Genomic DNA, 19,375 nt, shown 5'->3' with positions numbered 1-19,375 from the left:
ATGCAGGTGCCGCCCGGGGCGGTCGCGGGCCTCGGGGCCGGAGACGCCGTGCGCGCCGATATCCACGGCCGCAAGGCGGCGGATTCTCGCGCGGCTGATCGGCCTCGGCCTGCCCGTGCCGGAGGGCGTGGCGCTGTCGTTCGCCTGCGTTGCGTCGCTCGCCGCGGGCGGGCCGATGCCGGAGCTGGCGCTGGGTCTCGCGCGCGGCGGGCTGCTCGCGCTGCGCCCGAGCCCGGAGGAACGCGCCTGGGGCGGGCCGAGCGCGATCCTGAACCTCGGCGCTTGCGCGCAAAGCCTCGACCGGCTGACGGCCCGGGTCGGCGTCGTCGCGGCGCTGCGCTTTCACGTCCGCGGCATCGCCGGCTTTGCCCAGACGGTGCACGGGGTCGAGCCCGAGGAGATCGAGGCGCTGACGCGGCGGCACCTGCGCGCCGGGGCGGAGCCGGACGAGGCGGGCCTGCGCGCGCTGCTGGCCGACGTCGAGGCGCTTTATGCCGATGCGGTGGGCGAGCCCTGGCCCGAGGATCCGGGCGAGCAGCTCGAGGCGGCCGCGCGGGCGATGGCGCGGGCCTGGCGGGCGCCGAGCGCGCGCATCCTGCGTCAGGCGAAGGGCGCGCCGGAGGACGCCGGCCTCGGGCTGGTGGTGCAGCGGCTGGCGCTGTCGCTCGCGCCCGGGGTGAGCGGCTGCGGCTCGCTGCAGCTCGTGTCGGGCCGCACCGGGGCGCCGGAGATCGCCGGCGGCTTCATCCTGCGCTCGCAGGGCCTCGACACCAGCCCGAGCACCCATCCGCTGACCCGCGCCGGGCGCGAGGCGCCCGCGCCAACGCTCGACGTGCCACCGCTCGACGAGCTGGCGCCGGCGGCGGTCGAGCGGCTGGCCGCGGCGGCGGCGACGGCGACGGCGGGATTTCGCGACGCGCATCTGGTGGAGTTCGCGCTCGAGGCCGGCGAGCCCGTGCTGATCGACTCGGTGCCGGTGCGGCGCAACGCGCGCGCGGCGGTGCGGATCGCCGTCGACCTCGCCAATGCCGGGGTGATCGGCCGCGACGAGGCGCTGCTCCGGATCGAGCCGCGCAGCCTGATCGAGCACCTGCACCCGCAGATCGACCCGACGGCGCTGCGCGACGTGTTCGGCTCCGGGCTGGCGGCGAGCCCGGGGGCGGCGACCGGGCGGCTGGTGCTGTCGTCCGAGGCGGCGATGACCGCGGCGGCGCAGGGCGAGCCGACGATCCTCGCGCGGGTCGAGACCGGGCCGGAGGATATCCGCGGGATGCACGCGGCGCTGGGCGTGCTGACGCTGCGCGGTGGCATGTCGAGCCATGCGGCGGTGATCGCGCGCGGCATCGGCGTGCCCTGCGTCGTCGGCGCGGGCGACCTGCGGCTCGATCCGGTGGCGCGGACCCTGACCAGCCCCGACGGCCGGACGTTCCGCGAAGGGGCGCTCCTGACGCTCGACGGCACGCGGGGCGAGGTGCTGGCGGGGGCGCCGGCGATGATCGCGCCGGAGCTGGGCGGCGCATTCTCCGAGCTGCTCGACTGGGCCGACGCGGTGCGCGACCTCGGCGTTCGGGCCAATGCCGACACGCCGGCCGAGGCGCGCATGGCGCGCGACTTCCGGGTGGACGGGCTGGGGCTCTGCCGGACGGAGCACATGTTCTTCGATCACGAGCGGCTGACGGTGATGCGCGAGATGATCCTCGCCGACACCGCCGCGGGGCGGCTGGCGGCGCTCGACCGGCTGTTGCCGATGCAGCGGGCGGATTTCGTCGAGCTGTTCGAGATCATGCACGGCCTGCCGGTGGTGATCCGCCTGCTTGACCCGCCGCTGCACGAATTCCTGCCGCGCGAGTCGGAAGACCTGCACGCGCTGGCGCTCGCCATGGGCCTGCCGGTCGATCAGGTGATGGCGCGGGCGCGGGCGCTGCGCGAGGTGAACCCGATGCTCGGGATGCGCGGCGTGCGGCTCGGGCTGGTCATGCCCGAGATCTACGAGATGCAGGCGCGGGCGATCTTCGAGGCGGCGATAGCGGTCAACCGCGACGCGAAGGCGCCGGTGGTCCCGGAGGTGATGATCCCGCTCGTCTCGGCGAACCATGAGGTCGTGATTGCCAAGGCCCGGATCGACGCGGTGGCCGCGGCGGTGCAGGCCGAGCTGGGTGCCACGCTCGACTTCCGCCTCGGCGTGATGGTCGAGACGCCGCGGGCGGCGCTGCGCGCGGGCGACCTTGCGCTCTCGGCGGCGTTCCTGTCGTTCGGCACCAACGACCTGACGCAGATGACCTATGGCCTCAGCCGCGACGACGCCGGACGCTTCATGCGCGACTACGTGAGCCGCGGCGTCTTCACCGAGGATCCGTTCCACACCCTCGACCTCGAAGGCGTGGGCGAGCTGATGCTGATCGCGGCAAAGCGCGGCCGGGCCGGCAACCCGGATCTGGTGCTCGGGCTCTGCGGCGAGCATGGCGGCGACCCGTCGTCGGTGCGGTTCTGCAAGGTGGCGGGCTTCGACTACGTGTCGTGCTCGCCGTTCCGCGTGCCGATCGCCCGCCTCGCCGCGGCGCAGGCCAGCCTGCTCACCCGGGACGGGGCGGACGGCGGCCGATGACCGGGCTTCCCGCCGATCTGCCGGCGCTCGCCGCCGGGGGCAAGGTCGCGCTCGCCCGGGCGCTGACCGCGCTCGAGACCGCACCCGAGAGCCGGACGCTCGCCGCGCTGCTCGCGGCCGCCTGGGGGGCGCCGAGGGGCATCGCGCTCGGGCTGACCGGGCCGCCGGGGGTGGGCAAGTCGACGCTGACCAGCGCGCTGATCGCCGCGCTCCGCGCCCGGGGCGAGACGGTGGCGGTGATCGCAGTCGACCCGTCCTCGCGCCGGACGGGCGGGGCGCTGCTCGGCGACCGCACCCGGATCGTCGTCGACCCGGAGGATCCGGGCGTCTTCGTGCGCTCGATGGCGGCGCGGCTGCGCCTCGGCGGGCTGGCCGATCAGGTGTTCCCGGCCATGGTGCTGATGCGCGCGCTCTATGACTGGGTGGTCGTCGAGACCGTCGGCGTGGGCCAGTCGGAGACCGAGATCGCCGACTGTGCCGACGTGGTGGTGTTCTGCGCGCAACCCGGATCGGGCGACGCACTGCAATTCATGAAAGCCGGCGTCATGGAGGTGCCGGATTCTGGTGCTCGTGACCAAGGGCGACCTCGGTGCCCCGGCGCAGCGGGCGGCGGCGGACGTGCGCCGGGCGCTCGGCTATGGCTCGGACGGCGGGGCGGCGCCGGTCGCCATCGTGTCGGCGCAGGCCGGGACCGGGCTCGCCGAGGCGCTCGACCTGCTCGCCGGCCTCGGCCGCGAGGGCGACGGCCGTGCCACCCGGCGGCAGGAGCAGGGGCGCGCCTGGATGCGCTCGCGGCTCGTCGAATCGTTCGGGCGCGAGGGGGCGGGGGTGCTCGAGGCGCGCCTCGCGGCCATCGCCGACCCGTTCGCGACCTTCGCAGAGCTGCATGGCCGGGCTCGCGCCGCAGTTCACGCAAGTCTTAAAAACGTCTGAAAGCGTGACCGTTTCATCCAGAAGATGAGACCTATTTTATCGCCGTGATTGGCGAGATTCCGCTCACCTCGCGAACTTGCTAGACAATTCGGGCCCGGAACGGGCACACCCACGTTGAGAAGATGGGGACAATCGAGACCGATCTGCCGCAATTCGGGCGGCTCCGGGGGTAGAGACAGTATGATTCGATCAATGGGCCGCCGGGCCGTCTCGGCGGGGCTTGCCGTTGCTTGCCTTCTGTTTGCACTGAATCCGGCGATGGGTGTTGCCGGGCCGTTCGGAGACGAGGCTGCCCGTGCCGTCGCGCGCGAGCAGATGGCGCTCAGCACCGCCTCCGACCAGCTGGGAGCGATCGCCGAAAGCGCCCGCCCGATGGCCCGGGACGACAGCCTGACCGTCGCCAGCCGGGAGGACGGGCCGGAGGCGCTGATCGAGCCGTCGCCGTCGAGGAGCCTGAGCCTCGCCGCCATCGACGCGCTGCCGCCCGCCAGCGGGGACGAGCAATGGCAGTGCCTGGCGCAGGCGATCTACTTCGAGTCGCGGGGCGAGCCGCTCGCCGGTCAGGTCGCCGTGGCCGAGGTTGTCCTGAACCGCACCTCGAGCCGCAGCTTCCCGGGCACGATCTGCGGCGTCGTCCATCAGGGCGTCGGCAGCGGCCGGGGGTGCCAGTTCTCCTACGCCTGCGACGGTCTGCCCGACGTGATGAAGAGCGCCCTCGCCCGCGAGCGCAGCGAAAAGCTGGCGCGCCTGATGATCGACGGCCAGCCGCGCACGATCTCCGGGGGAGCGACGTACTTCCACGTCCGCTCGATCCGCCCCGACTGGTCGCGCCGCTTCACCCGCACCGTGACGATCGGCCAGCACATGTTCTACCGCCCCGCGACCCAGGTCGCCGGCGGCTGAGCCAGACGGCTCGGCGTCAGGCCGCCCGGCGCACGTCGACGTGGGGCTCGACGCCAAGGGCGCGGAACGCCGCTTCCAGCCGCACCGACTTGGTCTCGTGGCGCAGGTCGAACAATCGGTCCACCTGGGGCCGATGCCAACCCAAAGCGCGCTGCAGGTCGGCCCGGGTCCAGCCACGGGCCGATAGCGCCCAGTAAAGTTCCAGCACCAGCGTCGTATTCAGCGATAGTGTTGCGCGCGGCGCGCCGCCCGACGGCCGCGGGATCGGGGCGAAAGCGTGAAGCGCCTGTCCGAGCCATTCCTCGATCGCCTGTGCCGCATGGCGCAGCGCATCGGTCTCGTTCTCGCCGTAGGTCACGACGCCCGGCAGGTCCGGGCAGGTGGCAAGAAGCGTACCGTTGTCGTCAGGCTCCAGCGTCACGGGATAGCTGATCACTGTCGTCTTCCTTCCGATCCGTTCACTCCAGCGCCAGATCCTTCTTGATCCGGTTGACCAGTCCGGTTCCCAGCTCCTTGCGCGACCCGTGCAGCGGAACCTGGGACTTGCGATCGCCGAGGATCACCGTCTGGTGCCCACTGCCGCCCTGGTGCGGCATCCGCGCTGCTTGAGCCACTTCATCAGCTCTTTGCTGTTCATTGGATAGCAGATTCAACAGAACTGTTGAACTAAACATTAACGTTGACTCTCCCGCCGCCGGTGGCAGCCGGGGCATTCGGCGCTATCTGCCGCGTGAGGGCTTTTCCTCGCCGGGCTTTCGGGCGAAAGCTTCGGCGAAATGGACGCGGGCCTCGGGAGTCCGCGAGAAGGAGGAATCGCGATGACGAGCAAGCTCGACCAGCTCCGGCAGATGAGTACCGTGGTGGCGGACACCGGGGACATCGACGCCGTGCGGCAGTTCAAGCCGCAGGACTGCACCACCAATCCGTCGATCGTGCTGGCCGCGCTCGGCTCGCCGGCCTTTGCCGACGTGGTGGCGAAGGCGATCGACGACGGCCGCCGCGCCGGGCACGATGCCGCCGGTATTGCCTCCGACCTGACCGTCGCCGTGGGTGCCGAGCTGGCCGGGATCGTGCCGGGGCGGGTGTCGACCGAGGTCGACGCGCGGCTCTCCTTCGACATCGACGGCTCGCTCGCACGGGCGCGCCAGATCGTCGACACCTATGCCCGGCTCGGGATCGGCCGCGAGCGCATCCTGATCAAGCTCGCCTCCACCTGGGAGGGGATCCGCGCGGCGGAGATCCTGCAGAAGGATGGCGTCGACTGCAACCTGACGCTGCTGTTCAGCATGGCGCAGGCCAAGGCGTGCGCGGACGCGGGCGTGTTCCTGATCTCGCCGTTCGTCGGGCGGATCACCGACTGGTACAAGGCGAAGACCGGCAAGACCTATGCCCCGGAGGAGGATCCGGGCGTGCTGTCGGTGCGCCGGATCTATGCGTACTACAAGGAGCACGGCATCGACACGGTGGTGATGGGCGCATCGTTCCGCAGCCCGGAGCAGATCGAGGCGCTCGCCGGTTGCGACCGGCTGACCATCGCGCCGGCGCTGCTCGACCAGCTGGCGAAGGCCGACGGGACCCTGGAGCGCAAGCTCACGCCCCAGGCCGGCAGCGCCCGGCCCGAGCGCCTGTCGGAGGCGGAGTTCCGGTGGCAGATGAACGAGGACGAGATGGCCACGGACAAGCTCTCCGAGGGCATCCGCAAGTTCCACGCCGATGCCGTGAAGCTGGAGAAGATGCTGGGCGACCGGCTGACCGAGGCGGCGCCGGCGACCGCCTGACCCCGCGTCAGGACGGCCGGCTGAAGACGAAGGCGATGCCGCCGAGCATCACCAGTGCCACGGCAGCGGTCAGGCCCGCGCCGTGGCTGCCGGTGGCGAGGAAGATGGCGAATCCCGCCGCGCTGCCGATGAGCGCCATCAGCTTCGCCCGCCGCGGGATCGCCCCACGCTCGCGCCACGCCCGGAGCGGCGGGCCGAAGCGCGGGTGATCGAGCAGGCGCCGCTCCAGCCGCTCCGACGAGCGCGCGAAGCAGGCGGCGGCGAGGATCAGGAACGGCGTCGTGGGCAGCACGGGCAGCACCACGCCCACCAGCCCGATCGCGACAAACCCGAACCCGAGGCAGAGAAACAGGCCGCGGACCAGCCGCGAGCCACCGATCCCGTTCCCTGCCACCCCGGTCTCCCGCCTGTTTCGGGCAGAAGTAGGGCGGCGGGCAGGGCGGGCAAGCGCGCCGGGGATCCAGAACCGCAAGCGGACTCCAACGAAGCCGAACATCGCCGCCAGCGGATTCCCCCGGGGCTCCTGCTGCGGTGCAGCCAAACCGGCTTGCCAACCTTCGGCCGAGGGTCTAGCCAACTCGGCGAGTTTGCACCGGAACAATCGGGAGAGTGACGGAAATGGCACGACCGAAGATCGCGCTCATCGGATCTGGACAGATCGGCGGAACGCTGGCGCACCTCGCGGCCATGCGGGAGCTTGGCGACGTCGTGCTCTTCGACATCGTCGACGGTGTGCCGCAGGGCAAGGCCCTCGACATCGCCGAGTCGAGCCCGATCGGCAAGTTCGATGCCGGCGTCACCGGCACCTCGTCCTACGAGGCGATCGCCGGCGCCGACGTCTGCATCGTCACCGCCGGCGTGCCGCGCAAGCCGGGCATGAGCCGCGACGACCTGCTCGGCATCAACCTCAAGGTGATGAAGTCGGTCGGCGAGGGCATCGCCAAGCACGCGCCCGACGCCTTCGTCATCTGCATCACCAACCCGCTCGACGCGATGGTCTGGGCCCTGCGGCAGTTCTCCGGCCTGCCGGCGGAGAAGGTGGTCGGCATGGCCGGCGTGCTCGACTCCGGCCGCTTCCGCTACTTCCTCGCCGAGGAGTTCGGCGTGTCGGTCAAGGACGTCTCGGCCTTCGTGCTCGGTGGCCACGGCGACACCATGGTGCCGCTGCCGCGCTATTCCACCGTGGGCGGCATCCCGCTGCCGGATCTGGTGGCGATGGGCTGGACCAGCCAGGAAAAGCTCGACGCCATCATCCAGCGCACCCGCGACGGCGGCGCCGAGATCGTCGGCCTGCTGAAGACCGGATCGGCGTTCTACGCCCCGGCCGCGTCGGCGATCGAGATGGCCGAGTCCTATCTCAACGACCAGAAGCGCGTCCTGCCCTGCGCCGCCTATGTCGACGGCGCCTATGGGCTCAAGGGGATGTACGTGGGCGTGCCCACGGTGCTCGGCGCCGGCGGTGTCGAGAAGGTCATCGAGATCAACCTCGACCGCGCCGAGAAGGCGATGTTCGACAAGTCCGTCGATGCGGTGAAGGGCCTGGTCGAGGCCTGCAAGGGCATCGACCCGTCGCTGGCCTGAGCCAGACCGCGACCAGAAACAGCGCCGTCGCCCGGAAGGGCGGCGGCGTTTGCCGTTCCGGGGGCCTTAACACCCGGTGAACGGATCTGGTGATAGGCGGGGCGCATTGACGCACCCCGAGGAGCCAGAGCCCGTGCCCGTCACCCCTTCCAGCGGGCCCAGGCCCGCCGCCCTTGCCCTCGCGCTCGCGCTTGCCCTCCTGCCAGTGACCGCGCGGGCGCAGGCGGCCGACGCGGTTCTCGCCAAGGCGCGCGACGCGGTGAAAATCTGCCAGGATCACCTGCCGGACTTCGACGGCCTGCGCGAGGCGATCAAGGGCGCGGGCTATGCCGACAAGGGCGTCTGGGGCAAACGGCGCGTCAACCTCTACGCCGCGCCGGGCCTCCAGCTCTTCATGGCTGCGAGCATCGCCAGCGCACCCAGGCAGGGCTGCATCGTGGGGGTGTCGCGCATGACCACGGAGCAGGCCGTGGCGCTGATCGCTCCGTGGCTCGCCATGACGAAGGCCCAGCCCGTCGCCCCGGTCGTCCCCCGCTCCGACCTGTCCTGGCGCGGCAGCTATGCGAATGCGCCGGTCCGCCTCGATCTCGGCTCGATCGGTGCGGACGGTTGGAAAGGCTCGCTGATCTCCATCGTGCGAGACTGAGGCTGGCGTCGCCCAGCCCGATTCTCGATCACAACCGCCCTGACCTCGGCCAAGTGTGATCACACTGTTTTTGCGTGTGATCACACTTGGTCGATTTTCCGCGACCAAAGCGCCCGTTGGCCTCAAACCATTTGCATGACGGGGAATCCGCGCCTACGGGGTGCGCAGGCAAGAAGGCCCGAGGACCGAGATGAACATTCACGAATACCAGGCCAAGCAGCTCCTTCGCCAGTACGGCGCGCCAGTCAGCGACGGCCGCATCGTCCTGAAGGCCGAGGAGGCCAAGTCTGCCGCCAGCGAACTCGACGGCCCGATCTGGGTGGTGAAGTCGCAGATCCATGCCGGTGGCCGCGGCAAGGGCAAGTTCAAGGAGGCCTCGGCCGGCGAAAAGGGTGGCGTCCGCGTCACGAAGTCGGTGGCCGACGCCGCCGACGAGGCCCAGAAGATGCTGGGCCGCACCCTCGTCACCCACCAGACCGGCCCGGCCGGCAAAGTGGTGAACCGCATCTACATCGAGGACGGTTCCGACATCGCCCGCGAGCTTTATCTCGCGCTGCTGATCGACCGGGTGTCCTCGCGCATCGCCTTCGTCTGCTCCACCGAGGGTGGCATGGACATCGAGGAAGTGGCGGCGAAGACTCCAGAGAAGGTCGTGTCCTTCACCGTCGACCCCGCCTCGGGCATCTCCGGCTTCCACGGCCGCCGCGTTGCCTTTGCCCTCGGCCTCGAGGGCAAGCAGGTGAAGCAGTGCGTCGATCTCATCAGCAAGCTCTACCGTCTCTTCACCGAGAAGGACGCCGAGATGCTGGAGATCAACCCGCTGATCGTCACCACCGACGGCGACCTGAAGTGCCTCGACGCCAAGATGGGCTTCGACTCGAACGCGCTCTACCGCCAGAAGGACATCCTCGCCCTCCGCGACGAGACCGAGGAAGACCCGAAGGAGCTGGCGGCGTCGAAGTTCGACCTCAACTACATCGCGCTCGACGGCGAGATCGGCTGCATGGTGAACGGCGCCGGCCTCGCCATGGCGACGATGGACATCATCAAGCTCTACGGCGCGGAACCCGCCAACTTCCTCGACGTCGGCGGCGGCGCGACCAAGGAGAAGGTGACGGAAGCCTTCAAGATCATCACCTCCGATCCGAACGTGAAGGGCATCCTCGTCAACATCTTCGGCGGGATCATGCGCTGCGACATCATCGCCGAGGGCGTCATCGCCGCGGTGCAGGCGGTCGGCCTGCAGGTGCCGCTGGTCGTGCGGCTGGAGGGGACGAACGTCGAGCTGGGGAAGAAGATCCTGAACGAGAGCGGTCTCGCGGTGATCGCCGCGGACGATCTGGCCGATGCGGCCGCGAAGATCGTGAAGGCGGTGAAGGGGTAATTTGAGATGGCGATCCTCGTCGACGAGAACACCAAGGTGATCTGCCAGGGCCTGACCGGCTCGCAGGGGACCTTCCACAGCGAGCAGGCCATCGCCTACGGCACGAAGATGGTCGGCGGCGTGACGCCCGGAAAGGGCGGCGAGAGCCACATCGGCCTGCCGGTCTTCAACACCGTCGCCGAGGCGGTCGAGCGCACGGGGGCGAACGCGACCGCGATCTACGTGCCGCCGCCGTTCGCGGCCGACGCGATCCTCGAGGCGATCGACGCCGAGCTCGCGCTCATCGTCTGCATCACCGAGGGGATCCCGGTCCTCGACATGATGAAGGTGAAGCGCGCGCTGCAGGGCACGAAGTCGATCCTGATCGGGCCGAACTGCCCCGGCGTCATCACGCCGGACGCCTGCAAGATCGGCATCATGCCCGGCCACATCCACAAGCGCGGCTCCGTCGGGGTTGTGTCGCGCTCCGGCACCCTTACCTACGAGGCGGTCGGCCAGACCACCGCCGCGGGGCTCGGGCAATCCACCTGCGTCGGCATCGGCGGCGACCCGATCAAGGGGACCGAGCATCTCGACGTGCTGGAATGGTTCCTGTCGGACCCGGAGACGGAATCGATCATCATGATCGGCGAGATCGGCGGCTCGGCGGAAGAGGACGCCGCGCAGTTCCTCCGCGACGAGGCGAAGAAGGGCCGGATGAAGCCGACCGCCGGCTTCATCGCCGGCCGCACCGCGCCGCCGGGCCGTCGCATGGGCCACGCCGGCGCCATCGTCGCCGGCGGCAAGGGCGGCGCCGAGGACAAGATCGAGGCGATGAAGTCTGCCGGCATCGTCGTCGCCGACAGCCCGGCCGGCCTCGGCCAGGCGGTGTTGAAGGCGATGGGCCGCTAAGGCTCGCGAACCGCCGCCGCGGAACGGTCCGCGGCGGCTTCATGGGCCTCTGGCGGGGTCCGGTTGAGGGAGCGGGCAGCGGCCCGGCATCAGATGACCGATCAGTCGCAGAACACGGTCTTCCATTCCTCCTCGTTCCTGCAGGGGCAGAATGCGGAGTACATCGAGCAGCTGCAGGCGCGCTATGCCCGCGATCCCGAGAGCGTGGATGCGAGCTGGCAGGCGTTCTTCCGCGGCCTTGGCGACTCCGACACCGACGCGGTGAAGAGTGCCGAGGGCCCGAGCTGGCTGCGCAGCGACTGGCCGCCGCAGCCGAACGACGAGCTGACCGCCGCCCTCGACGGCCAGTGGCCGGCGCCGGCGAAGCTCGCCGAGAAGGTCAAGGCCAAGGCCGAGGAGAAGGGCGTCGCCGTCGGTGACGGCCAGCTGCGCCAGGCCGTCACCGACTCGCTCCGGGCGCTGATGCTGATCCGCGCCTATCGTATCCGCGGCCACCTCGAGGCCGACCTCGACCCGCTCGGCCTCGAGGATCAGCTGCCGCACCCCGAGCTGCGCTTCGAGACCTACGGCTTCACCGAGGCCGATCTCGACAGGTCGATCTTCATCGACAACGTGCTCGGCCTCGAGACGGCCAGCCTGCGCGAGATCCTCGCGCTGGTGAAGCGCACCTACTGCGGCACCTTCGCTTTGCAGTACATGCACATCTCCGACCCGGAACAGTCGGCGTGGCTCAAGGAGCGCATCGAGGGCTACGGCAAGGAGATCACCTTCACGCGGCAGGGCCGGCGCGCGATCCTGAACAAGCTGGTCGAGGCCGAGGGCTTCGAGAAGTTCCTGCAGGTGAAGTACACCGGCACCAAGCGCTTCGGCCTCGACGGCGGCGAGGCGCTGATCCCGGCGATGGAGCAGATCATCAAGCGCGGCGGCCAGCTCGGCGTCGAGGAGATCATCATGGGCATGCCGCACCGCGGCCGCCTGTCGGTGCTCGCCAACGTGCTGGCAAAGCCCTATCGCGCGATCTTCAACGAGTTCCAGGGCGGCAGCTACAAGCCCGAGGAGGTCGAGGGCTCCGGCGACGTGAAGTATCACCTCGGCGCCTCCTCCGACCGCGAGTTCGACGGCAACACCGTCCACCTGTCGCTGACCGCCAACCCGAGCCATCTGGAGGCGGTCGATCCGGTCGTTCTGGGCAAGGTGCGGGCCAAGCAGGCGCAGAAGGGCGACGTCGAGCGCACCCGCGTCCTGCCGATCCTGCTGCACGGCGACGCGGCCTTCGCCGGCCAGGGCATCGTCGCCGAGTGCTTCGGCCTCTCGGGCCTGAAGGGCCACAAGACCGGCGGCACGATCCACATCGTCGTGAACAACCAGATCGGCTTCACCACCGCGCCGCAGTATTCGCGTTCGTCGCCCTATCCGACCGACATCGCGCTGATGGTCGAGGCGCCGATCTTCCACGTGAACGGCGACGACCCGGAGGCCGTCGTCCACGCCGCCCGCGTCGCGACCGAATTCCGCCAGCGGTTCCAGAAGGATGTCGTCATCGACATGTTCTGCTACCGCCGGTTCGGTCACAACGAGGGTGACGAGCCGATGTTCACCCAGCCGCTGATGTACAAGTCGATCAAGAGCCACAAGACGACCTTGCAGCTCTACACCGACCGCCTCGTCGCCGACGGCCTCATTCCCGAGGGCGAGATCGAGGACATGAAGGCGGCCTTCCAGGCGCACCTGAACGAGGAGTTCGAGTCGTCGAAGGAATTCCGCCCGAACAAGGCCGACTGGCTGGATGGCCGGTGGTCCGGCCTCGGCAAGCGCGAGGGCCGGTATCAGCGCGGCAAGACCGGCGTCGATCTGTCCAGGCTGAAGAAGGTCGGCGCGGCGCTCACCCGCCTGCCCGACGGCTTCCATCCGCACAAGACCGTGCAGCGGATGCTCGATGCCAAGCGGGCGATGATCGAGACGGGCGACGGCCTCGACTGGGCCACCGCCGAGGCGCTCGCCTTCGGCACGCTGCTGACCGAGGGCTATCCCGTCCGCCTGTCCGGGCAGGACTCGACCCGCGGCACCTTCAGCCAGCGCCACTCCGGCATCATCGACCAGGAAACCGAAGAGCGCTACCTGCCGCTCAACCACATCGAGGCGGGCCAGGCCGGCTACGAGGTGGTGGACTCGATGCTCTCGGAATACGCCGTCCTCGGCTACGAGTACGGCTATTCCCTCGCCGAGCCCAACGCGCTGGTGCTCTGGGAGGCGCAGTTCGGCGATTTCGTCAACGGCGCCCAGATCATGATCGACCAGTTCATCTCGTCCGGCGAGGCGAAGTGGCTGCGCATGTCGGGCCTCGTCCTGCTGCTGCCGCACGGCTACGAGGGGCAGGGGCCGGAGCACTCCTCCGCCCGGCCCGAGCGGTTCCTGCAGCTCTGCGCCAGCGACAACTGGATCGTGGCGAACGTCACCACGCCGGCGAACTACTTCCACATCCTGCGCCGGCAGATGCACCGCACCTTCCGCAAGCCGCTGATCCTGTTCACGCCGAAGTCGCTGCTCCGGCACAAGCTCGCCGTGTCGAAGCTCAAGGACTTCGCCAAGACCACGAGCTTCCACCGGGTGCTCTGGGATGACGCCGACCTCGGCCCGGACTATGGCCTGTCCTCGGCGCGGCTGGTGCCCGACGCGAAGATCAAGCGCGTCGTCCTCTGCTCCGGCAAGGTCTACTACGACCTGCTCGAGGAACGCGACGCCCGCGGCATCGAGGACGTCTATCTGATGCGTCTCGAGCAGTTCTATCCCTTCCCCGCCCTGTCGCTCACCAGGGAGCTTGAGCGGTTCAAGGACGCCCAGATCGTCTGGTGCCAGGAAGAGCCGAAGAACCAGGGCGGCTGGGCGTTCGTCGAGCCCAACATCGAATGGGTGCTCGAGAAGATCGGCGCGAAGTACACCCGCCCGATCTATGCCGGTCGCCCGGCCGCCGCTTCGCCCGCCACCGGGCTCGCCCGTGAGCACAAGGCGCAGCAGGAATCCCTCATCGACGCTGCGCTCAGCCTGAAGAAGGACCGCTAAGACAATGGCCGACATCCGCGTGCCCACGCTGGGCGAGAGCGTCTCCGAGGCGACCGTCGCCACCTGGTTCAAGAAGGTGGGCGACCTCGTGAGGGTCGACGAGATGCTCTGCGAGCTCGAGACCGACAAGGTGACGGTCGAGGTGCCCGCCACCGCTGCCGGCATCCTCGCCGAGATCGTCGCGAAAGAGGGCGAGACGGTCGGCGCCGACGCGCTGCTCGCCACCATCGACACCAACGCCGACGCCCGCGCCGAGTCCGCCGCCCCGGCGCCGAAGGCGGCCACGGCCGAGGAAAAGCCCGGCCGCGCCGCGGCGGAGGATGCCGAGTCCGCCCCGGCCAACGAAGGCTCGACCGAGATCGCCGTGCCGACGCTGGGCGAGAGCGTCACCGAGGCGGCCGTCTCCACCTGGTTCAAGAAGGTGGGCGACGCCGTGACCCAGGACGAGATCCTCTGCGAGCTCGAAACCGACAAGGTCTCCGTCGAGGTGCCCGCCCCGGCTTCCGGCACGCTGGCCGAGATCTATGCCGACGCCGGGGCCACCGTGGCCGCCGGCGGCAAGCTCGGCCGCATCGGCGGCGGCACGGGCAAGGCCGCCGTCGCCAGGGCGGGCAGCGAGGCGGCTGCGGCCGCGCCCGCGGCATCCACCCGCCGTGACGTCGAGGATGCGCCCTCGGCCAAGAAGCTCATGGCCGAGAAGGGCATCGACCCGGCCTCGATCGAGGGTTCCGGCCGCGACGGCCGGATCATGAAGGAAGACGTGGCACGGGCGGCATCCCGCCCCGCCCCCGCTCCGGCGCCGGAGCCGGTGTCGATCCCGCGGGCGCCGATCCTCGCCGAGGACGCCTCCCGCGAAGAGCGGGTCAAGATGACCCGCCTGCGCCAGACCATCGCCCGCCGGCTCAAGGAAGCGCAGAACAACGCCGCCATGCTCACCACCTACAACGAGGTGGACATGACCGGCATCATGGACCTGAGGAACGAGTTCAAGGACCAGTTCGAAAAGAAGCACGGCGTGAAGCTCGGCTTCATGTCGTTCTTCACCAAGGCGTGCTGCCACGCGCTGAAGGAGGTGCCGGAGGTCAACGCCGAGATCGACGGCACGGATATCGTCTACAAGAACTTCGTCCACATGGGCGTCGCCGTCGGCACGCCGACCGGCCTCGTCGTCCCGGTGGTGCGCGACGCCGACCAGATGTCCTTTGCCACGATCGAGAAGAAGATCGCCGAGCTGGGCCTGCGCGCCCGCGACGGCAAGCTCTCGATGGCCGAGATGCAGGGCGGCACCTTCACCATCTCCAACGGCGGCGTCTACGGCTCGCTGCTCTCCTCGCCGATCCTGAACCCGCCGCAGTCCGGCATCCTCGGCATGCACAAGATCCAGGAGCGGCCGATGGTGGTGAAGGGCGCGATCGTGGCCCGCCCGATGATGTACCTCGCGCTCAGCTACGACCACCGCATCGTCGACGGCAAGGGCGCGGTGACGTTCCTCGTCCGGGTCAAGGACGCGCTCGAGGATCCGCGGCGCCTGCTGATGGATCTGTGAGGCCGCGAGACTTAAGGTAAGTGCCGGAGCGCCGCCGATCGAGCGCGGCGGCCCCGGCGGCCGGCCCCGAAAGCGGCTCCAACGGGCGGTCGGCCGGTCTGCCCGCCGTTACCGAGAGGACAGCATGACTCCCGAACTCACGGTCCTCGCCCTCGCCGCCCTGCTGCAGTCGGTGCAGATTGCGTTCGCCGGGGCGGCGATGAGCCGCGATGCCGGTCCGGCCTACAACGCCGGCCCGCGCGATATCGAGGCGCAGCTTTCGCCGCTGACCGGCCGGCTCCGGCGGGCGGTGGCGAACCACTTCGAGGCGCTCGCCTTCTTCACCATCGCCGTCGTGGTGGTGACGCTCTCCGCCTCGGCGAGCGGTCTTACCGCGGCGTGCGCGTGGATCTACCTCGCCGCCCGCGTTCTCTACGTGCCCGCCTACGCCTTCGGTTGGACGCCGTGGCGGTCGGTCATCTTCGGCATCGGCTTCACCGCCACGCTGGTGATGATCCTTGTGGCGCTGTTCTAGGGGCAAAATCATATGCATGATCCGTGCATGATCCGTGCATGGTCGGTGCATGGTTCGTGCATACCCACGATGTAAGCTGAACTTACGGAGGTTCCCTTGGCTGACTACGACGTCATCGTCATTGGCGGTGGTCCCGGTGGCTACGTCTGCGCCATCCGCTGCGCACAGCTCGGCCTGAAGACCGCCTGCGTCGAGGGCCGCGAAACGCTCGGCGGCACCTGCCTCAACATCGGCTGCATCCCGTCGAAGGCCCTGCTGCACGCGTCCGAACTCTACCACGAGGCGCACGACACCTTCGAGAAGATGGGCCTCACCGGGGGCGCGTCGGTCGGCGTCGATGTCGCGAAGATGCAGGGCTACAGGGCGTCGACCGTCGAGTTCGAACACCAAGGGCATCGAATTCCTGTTCAAGAAGAACAAGATCGACTGGCTGAAGGGCTGGGGCAGGATCACTGCCCCGGGGGAAGTCACCGTCGGCGATGCCACCCATAAGGCGAAGAACATCGTCATCGCGTCCGGCTCCGAGGTGACGCCGCTTCGGGGCGTGACCATCGACGAGAAGACCGTCGTCTCGTCGACCGGCGCGCTGGATTTGCCAGAGGTGCCGAAGCATCTCGTCGTCATCGGCGCCGGCGTCATCGGCCTCGAGCTTGGCTCGGTCTACGCCCGCCTCGGCGCGAAGGTGACGGTGCTCGAATTCCTCGACCAGATCACCCCCGGCATGGACCTCGAGGTCTGCAAGGCGCTGCAGAAGCAGCTGGCGAAGCAGGGCCTCGACTTCATCCTCGGCGCCGCCGTGCAGTCGGCCGAGCCCGGCGAGGGCGGCGTGCACGTCACCTACAAGCTGCGCAAGGACGACAGCGAGGCGTCGCTCGATGCCGACGTGGTGCTGGTCGCCACCGGCCGGCGGCCCTACGTCGCGGGCCTCGGCCTCGATGCGGTCGGCATCGAGATGACCGAACGCGGCCAGGTGAAGGTCGACGCGCACTGGCGCACGTCGGTCCCCGGCATCTATGCGATCGGCGACGTGACCCCCGGCCCGATGCTCGCCCACAAGGCCGAGGACGAGGGGATGGCGGTGGCCGAGACCATCGCCGGCCAGCATGGGCACGTGAACTACGGCGTCATTCCCGGCGTGATCTACACCTCGCCCGAGGTCGCCTCCGTCGGCGAGACCGAGGAGACCCTGAAGGCCAAGGGCCGCGCCTACAAGGTCGGCAAGTTCCCCTTTCAGGGCAATGCCCGCGCGAAGTCCTACTTCATGGGTGAAGGATTCGTTAAGATCCTCGCCGACAAGGAGACCGACCGCATTCTCGGCGCCCACATCATCGGCCCGCAGGCCGGCGAGCTGATCTCCGAGGTGTGCGTCGCGATGGAATTCGGCGCCGCGGCCGAGGATCTGGCCCGCACCTGCCACCCGCACCCGACCTGCTCCGAGGCGGTTCGCGAGGCGGCACTGGCCTGCGGCGACGGCGCCATTCACGCCTGACCCGCAGCGGGGTGGGGGCTTTTCCTCCACCCCGCTACGGCGGAAGCCCGTCAGCCGCGCCGATCCAGCGCCCACGACACCGCAAACACCGCCAGGCCGATCGCCCCGAGCCCGGCGCCGACCCATCCGGTCGAGGCAAAGCCGAACCCGGCGGCGATCGCCAGCCCGCCCAGCCACGCTCCGGCCGCGTTGGCGATGTTGAACGCCGCGTGCATCGAGGTCGCCGCCAGCGTCTGCGCATCGCCGGCCACGTCCATCAGCCGGGTCTGCACCGCGGGCGCCATGGCGACCCCGAACCCGATGAAGAACACGCAGAGGCAGAGCATGACCGCGCTGGCCGCCGTCATCGCGAAGACCACCAGCACCACGATGTTGAACGCGGTCAGGCCGGCAATCGTCGCCATCAGCGCCCGGTCGGCGAGCTTCGCCCCGATCAGGTTGCCGGCGATCATGCCGGTGCCGAAGATCGCCAGGATCACCGGCACGAAGCTCGCCGGCAGTCCGGCAACCTCGGTCGCCGTCGCCGCGATGTAGCTGAAGACGGCGAACATGCCGCCGAACCCCACCGACCCGAACAGCAGGGTCAGCAGCACCTGCGGCCGGCGCAGCGCCCTGAGTTCGCGAAACGCGCTCGCGCCCGGTTCCGGCCGATGCTCCGGCAGGGTCAGCCACAGCAGCCCCACCGCCAGCGCGCCGACCGCGCCCACCAGCACGAAGAGCGCCCGCCAGCCGAAGATCTGGCCGAGCCACGCGACCAGCGGCGTCCCGACCAGCGTTGCCACCGTCAGTCCCAGCATCACTCGCCCGATCGCCTGCGTCCGCCCGCCCGGCGGCGCCACCGACGCCGCCACCAGCGCGGCGACCCCGAAGTAGGCGCCATGCGGCAGGCCGGACAGGAAGCGCACCGCCGCCAGCGACAGGATGCCGGGCGCCACCGCGCTCGCAAGATTGCCGCCCGCGAATCCGGCCATCAGCGCCAGCAGCAGCGTGCGCCGGCTCAACCGCGCCGCGAGCAGCGCGATCGCCGGCGCGCCGATCACCACGCCGAGGGCATAGGCGCTGATGAGATGCCCGGCCGCCGGCAGCGACACCCCGAGCCCGGTCGCGATGTCGGGAAGCAGGCCCATGATCGCGAACTCGCCGGTCCCTATCCCGAAGGCCCCGACGGCGAGCGACAGCATCAGCAGGGTCGTGGAGGCGATGGCACGCGACTGTTCCGCACCGATACAGGCTTCACTCATCACAACGGCTTTCACGATCGAGGAGGGAGGGCGCGGGCGCCTGATGCGAAGCTTAGGGCGGATACGCCCGATTTTCCACCCGGGGACGGCGAATTTCGCCCAGGTGGCCCGAATTGATGCCGCACTGTGCGGCTCGCGCCGCAGGTCCGCCTACGCCGCGAGCATCCGCAGGCCCTGCGTCACGTCCGTGCGGATCGCGAGCCGCAGCCCCGGTTCGTCCCCCGCCCGCAGCGCCGCGATGATCTTCCTGTGCAGGTCGGTCGCCTGCCGGCGTTGCAGCCGCTCGTAGAGCAGCCGCATCGTCGGCCCCGCCTGCAGCCACACCGTCTCGATCAGCGCCAGCATCGCCGGGGCCTGTGCGCGGAGATAGAGGGTGCGGTGGAATTCGAGGTTGGTCCGCACGTAGCCCGACGCGTCGCCCTTGACGATCATCTCGTCGATCACGGCGTTGATCGCGGCCATCCGGTCCGTCAGGGCGGCGTGCGCGCGGGGCAATGCCCGGCTGGCCAGCTCGGGCTCGATCAGCGCCCGCAGGGCCGCCAGCTCCTCGATCCGCTCGTTCGCCAGTTCCGGCGTCGAGACGCGCCCCGAGGCCGAGAGCTTCAGCGCCCCCTCTGCCACCAGCCGCCGCACCGCCTCGCGCGCCGGTGTCATGCTGACGCCGAACTCCGCCGCCACCCCGCGCAGGGTCAGCGGCACCCCGGGTGCGATCTGTCCATGCATCACCCGCGCCCGCAGGGTCCGATAGACCCGCTCGTGGGCGGGCAGCAGGATATCGCTCTGGCGCTCGCGCTCGTTCATCGG

At 69.8% G+C, this 19,375-nt stretch carries 16 protein-coding genes and 2 pseudogenes; 13 read left to right on the top strand and 5 right to left on the bottom strand.

The window, feature by feature from the left end:
- Nucleotides 1-127 precede the first annotated feature (127 nt).
- From QM699_RS15450 to QM699_RS15435, 4 genes and pseudogenes are all read left to right on the top strand, one after another.
- Nucleotides 128-2,605: a putative PEP-binding protein gene (locus QM699_RS15450; protein WP_415011959.1), complete on the top strand. Its 2,478-nt coding sequence runs from the start codon at nt 128-130 to the stop codon at nt 2,603-2,605.
- Nucleotides 2,602-3,105, top strand: a pseudogene (locus QM699_RS15445) (methylmalonyl Co-A mutase-associated GTPase MeaB); the annotation flags it as partial. The gene QM699_RS15450 and the pseudogene QM699_RS15445, both read left to right, overlap by 4 nt.
- Before the next feature lie 64 nt (nt 3,106-3,169).
- Entirely contained in the window at nt 3,170-3,538 is a 369-nt protein-coding gene (locus QM699_RS15440) for a hypothetical protein (protein WP_415012829.1), read from the top strand.
- Nucleotides 3,539-3,796: 258 nt separating this feature from the next.
- A complete protein-coding gene (locus QM699_RS15435; RefSeq protein WP_415011958.1) occupies nt 3,797-4,441 on the top strand; it encodes a cell wall hydrolase in 645 nt (214 codons plus the stop codon).
- A 16-nt stretch (nt 4,442-4,457) separates the two neighbouring features.
- Here the strand turns inward: QM699_RS15435 and QM699_RS15430 are convergent, their stop codons facing one another.
- A complete protein-coding gene (locus QM699_RS15430; protein ID WP_415011957.1) occupies nt 4,458-4,877 on the bottom strand; it encodes a type II toxin-antitoxin system HicB family antitoxin in 420 nt (139 codons plus the stop codon).
- 22 nt (nt 4,878-4,899) lie between these two features.
- Nucleotides 4,900-5,055 (bottom strand): hypothetical protein, encoded by a 156-nt coding sequence (locus QM699_RS15425; RefSeq protein ID WP_415011956.1) that lies wholly within the window; start codon nt 5,053-5,055, stop codon nt 4,900-4,902.
- Nucleotides 5,056-5,259: 204 nt separating this feature from the next.
- On the opposite strand from QM699_RS15425, the gene tal reads away from it, so the two are divergent.
- Nucleotides 5,260-6,219 carry a transaldolase gene (gene tal / locus QM699_RS15420; RefSeq protein ID WP_415011955.1) on the top strand — a complete coding sequence of 320 codons (960 nt, stop codon included), beginning with the start codon at nt 5,260-5,262 and terminating at the stop codon, nt 6,217-6,219.
- 7 nt (nt 6,220-6,226) lie between these two features.
- Here the strand turns inward: tal and QM699_RS15415 are convergent, their stop codons facing one another.
- The gene (locus tag QM699_RS15415) at nt 6,227-6,613 is read right to left on the bottom strand and encodes a YbaN family protein (protein ID WP_415011954.1); all 387 of its coding nucleotides are present in this window, start codon (nt 6,611-6,613) and stop codon (nt 6,227-6,229) included.
- 224 nt (nt 6,614-6,837) lie between these two features.
- Between QM699_RS15415 and mdh the strand changes: the two genes are divergently transcribed.
- The 8 genes and pseudogenes from mdh to lpdA form a co-directional block, all read left to right on the top strand.
- The gene (gene mdh, locus QM699_RS15410) at nt 6,838-7,800 is read left to right on the top strand and encodes a malate dehydrogenase (protein WP_415011953.1); all 963 of its coding nucleotides are present in this window, start codon (nt 6,838-6,840) and stop codon (nt 7,798-7,800) included.
- 133 nt (nt 7,801-7,933) lie between these two features.
- Nucleotides 7,934-8,446, top strand: coding sequence for a hypothetical protein (locus QM699_RS15405; RefSeq protein ID WP_415011952.1), 513 nt, complete (start codon nt 7,934-7,936; stop codon nt 8,444-8,446).
- 190 nt (nt 8,447-8,636) lie between these two features.
- Complete coding sequence (gene sucC / locus QM699_RS15400; protein ID WP_415011951.1) at nt 8,637-9,830, top strand: ADP-forming succinate--CoA ligase subunit beta; 1,194 nt, start codon at nt 8,637-8,639, stop codon at nt 9,828-9,830.
- A gap of 6 nt (nt 9,831-9,836) precedes the next feature.
- Nucleotides 9,837-10,721, top strand: coding sequence for a succinate--CoA ligase subunit alpha (sucD, locus tag QM699_RS15395; RefSeq protein WP_415011950.1), 885 nt, complete (start codon nt 9,837-9,839; stop codon nt 10,719-10,721).
- 93 nt (nt 10,722-10,814) lie between these two features.
- On the top strand, nt 10,815-13,781 hold the full coding sequence (locus tag QM699_RS15390; RefSeq protein WP_415011949.1) for a 2-oxoglutarate dehydrogenase E1 component: 2,967 nt from the start codon (nt 10,815-10,817) through the stop codon (nt 13,779-13,781).
- A gap of 4 nt (nt 13,782-13,785) precedes the next feature.
- Complete coding sequence (gene odhB / locus QM699_RS15385; RefSeq protein WP_415011948.1) at nt 13,786-15,327, top strand: 2-oxoglutarate dehydrogenase complex dihydrolipoyllysine-residue succinyltransferase; 1,542 nt, start codon at nt 13,786-13,788, stop codon at nt 15,325-15,327.
- Between the two features lie 124 nt (nt 15,328-15,451).
- Entirely contained in the window at nt 15,452-15,841 is a 390-nt protein-coding gene (locus QM699_RS15380; protein ID WP_415011947.1) for an MAPEG family protein, read from the top strand.
- A 159-nt stretch (nt 15,842-16,000) separates the two neighbouring features.
- Nucleotides 16,001-17,330: pseudogene (lpdA, locus tag QM699_RS15375) on the top strand (dihydrolipoyl dehydrogenase); the annotation flags it as partial.
- A gap of 50 nt (nt 17,331-17,380) precedes the next feature.
- On the opposite strand, the gene QM699_RS15370 reads toward lpdA, so the two are convergent.
- Together QM699_RS15370 and QM699_RS15365 are read right to left on the bottom strand one after the other, a co-directional pair.
- Nucleotides 17,381-18,571, bottom strand: coding sequence for an MFS transporter (locus tag QM699_RS15370; protein WP_415011946.1), 1,191 nt, complete (start codon nt 18,569-18,571; stop codon nt 17,381-17,383).
- Nucleotides 18,572-18,721: 150 nt separating this feature from the next.
- Nucleotides 18,722-19,372, bottom strand: coding sequence for a GntR family transcriptional regulator (locus QM699_RS15365; RefSeq protein WP_415011945.1), 651 nt, complete (start codon nt 19,370-19,372; stop codon nt 18,722-18,724).
- Nucleotides 19,373-19,375: the final 3 nt, after the last annotated feature.

Origin of the sequence: Amaricoccus sp., assembly GCF_047602525.1 — a bacterium.
In the GTDB taxonomy this organism is placed as follows: domain Bacteria; phylum Pseudomonadota; class Alphaproteobacteria; order Rhodobacterales; family Rhodobacteraceae; genus Amaricoccus.
This window is presented reverse-complemented; position numbering and strand designations above follow the sequence as displayed.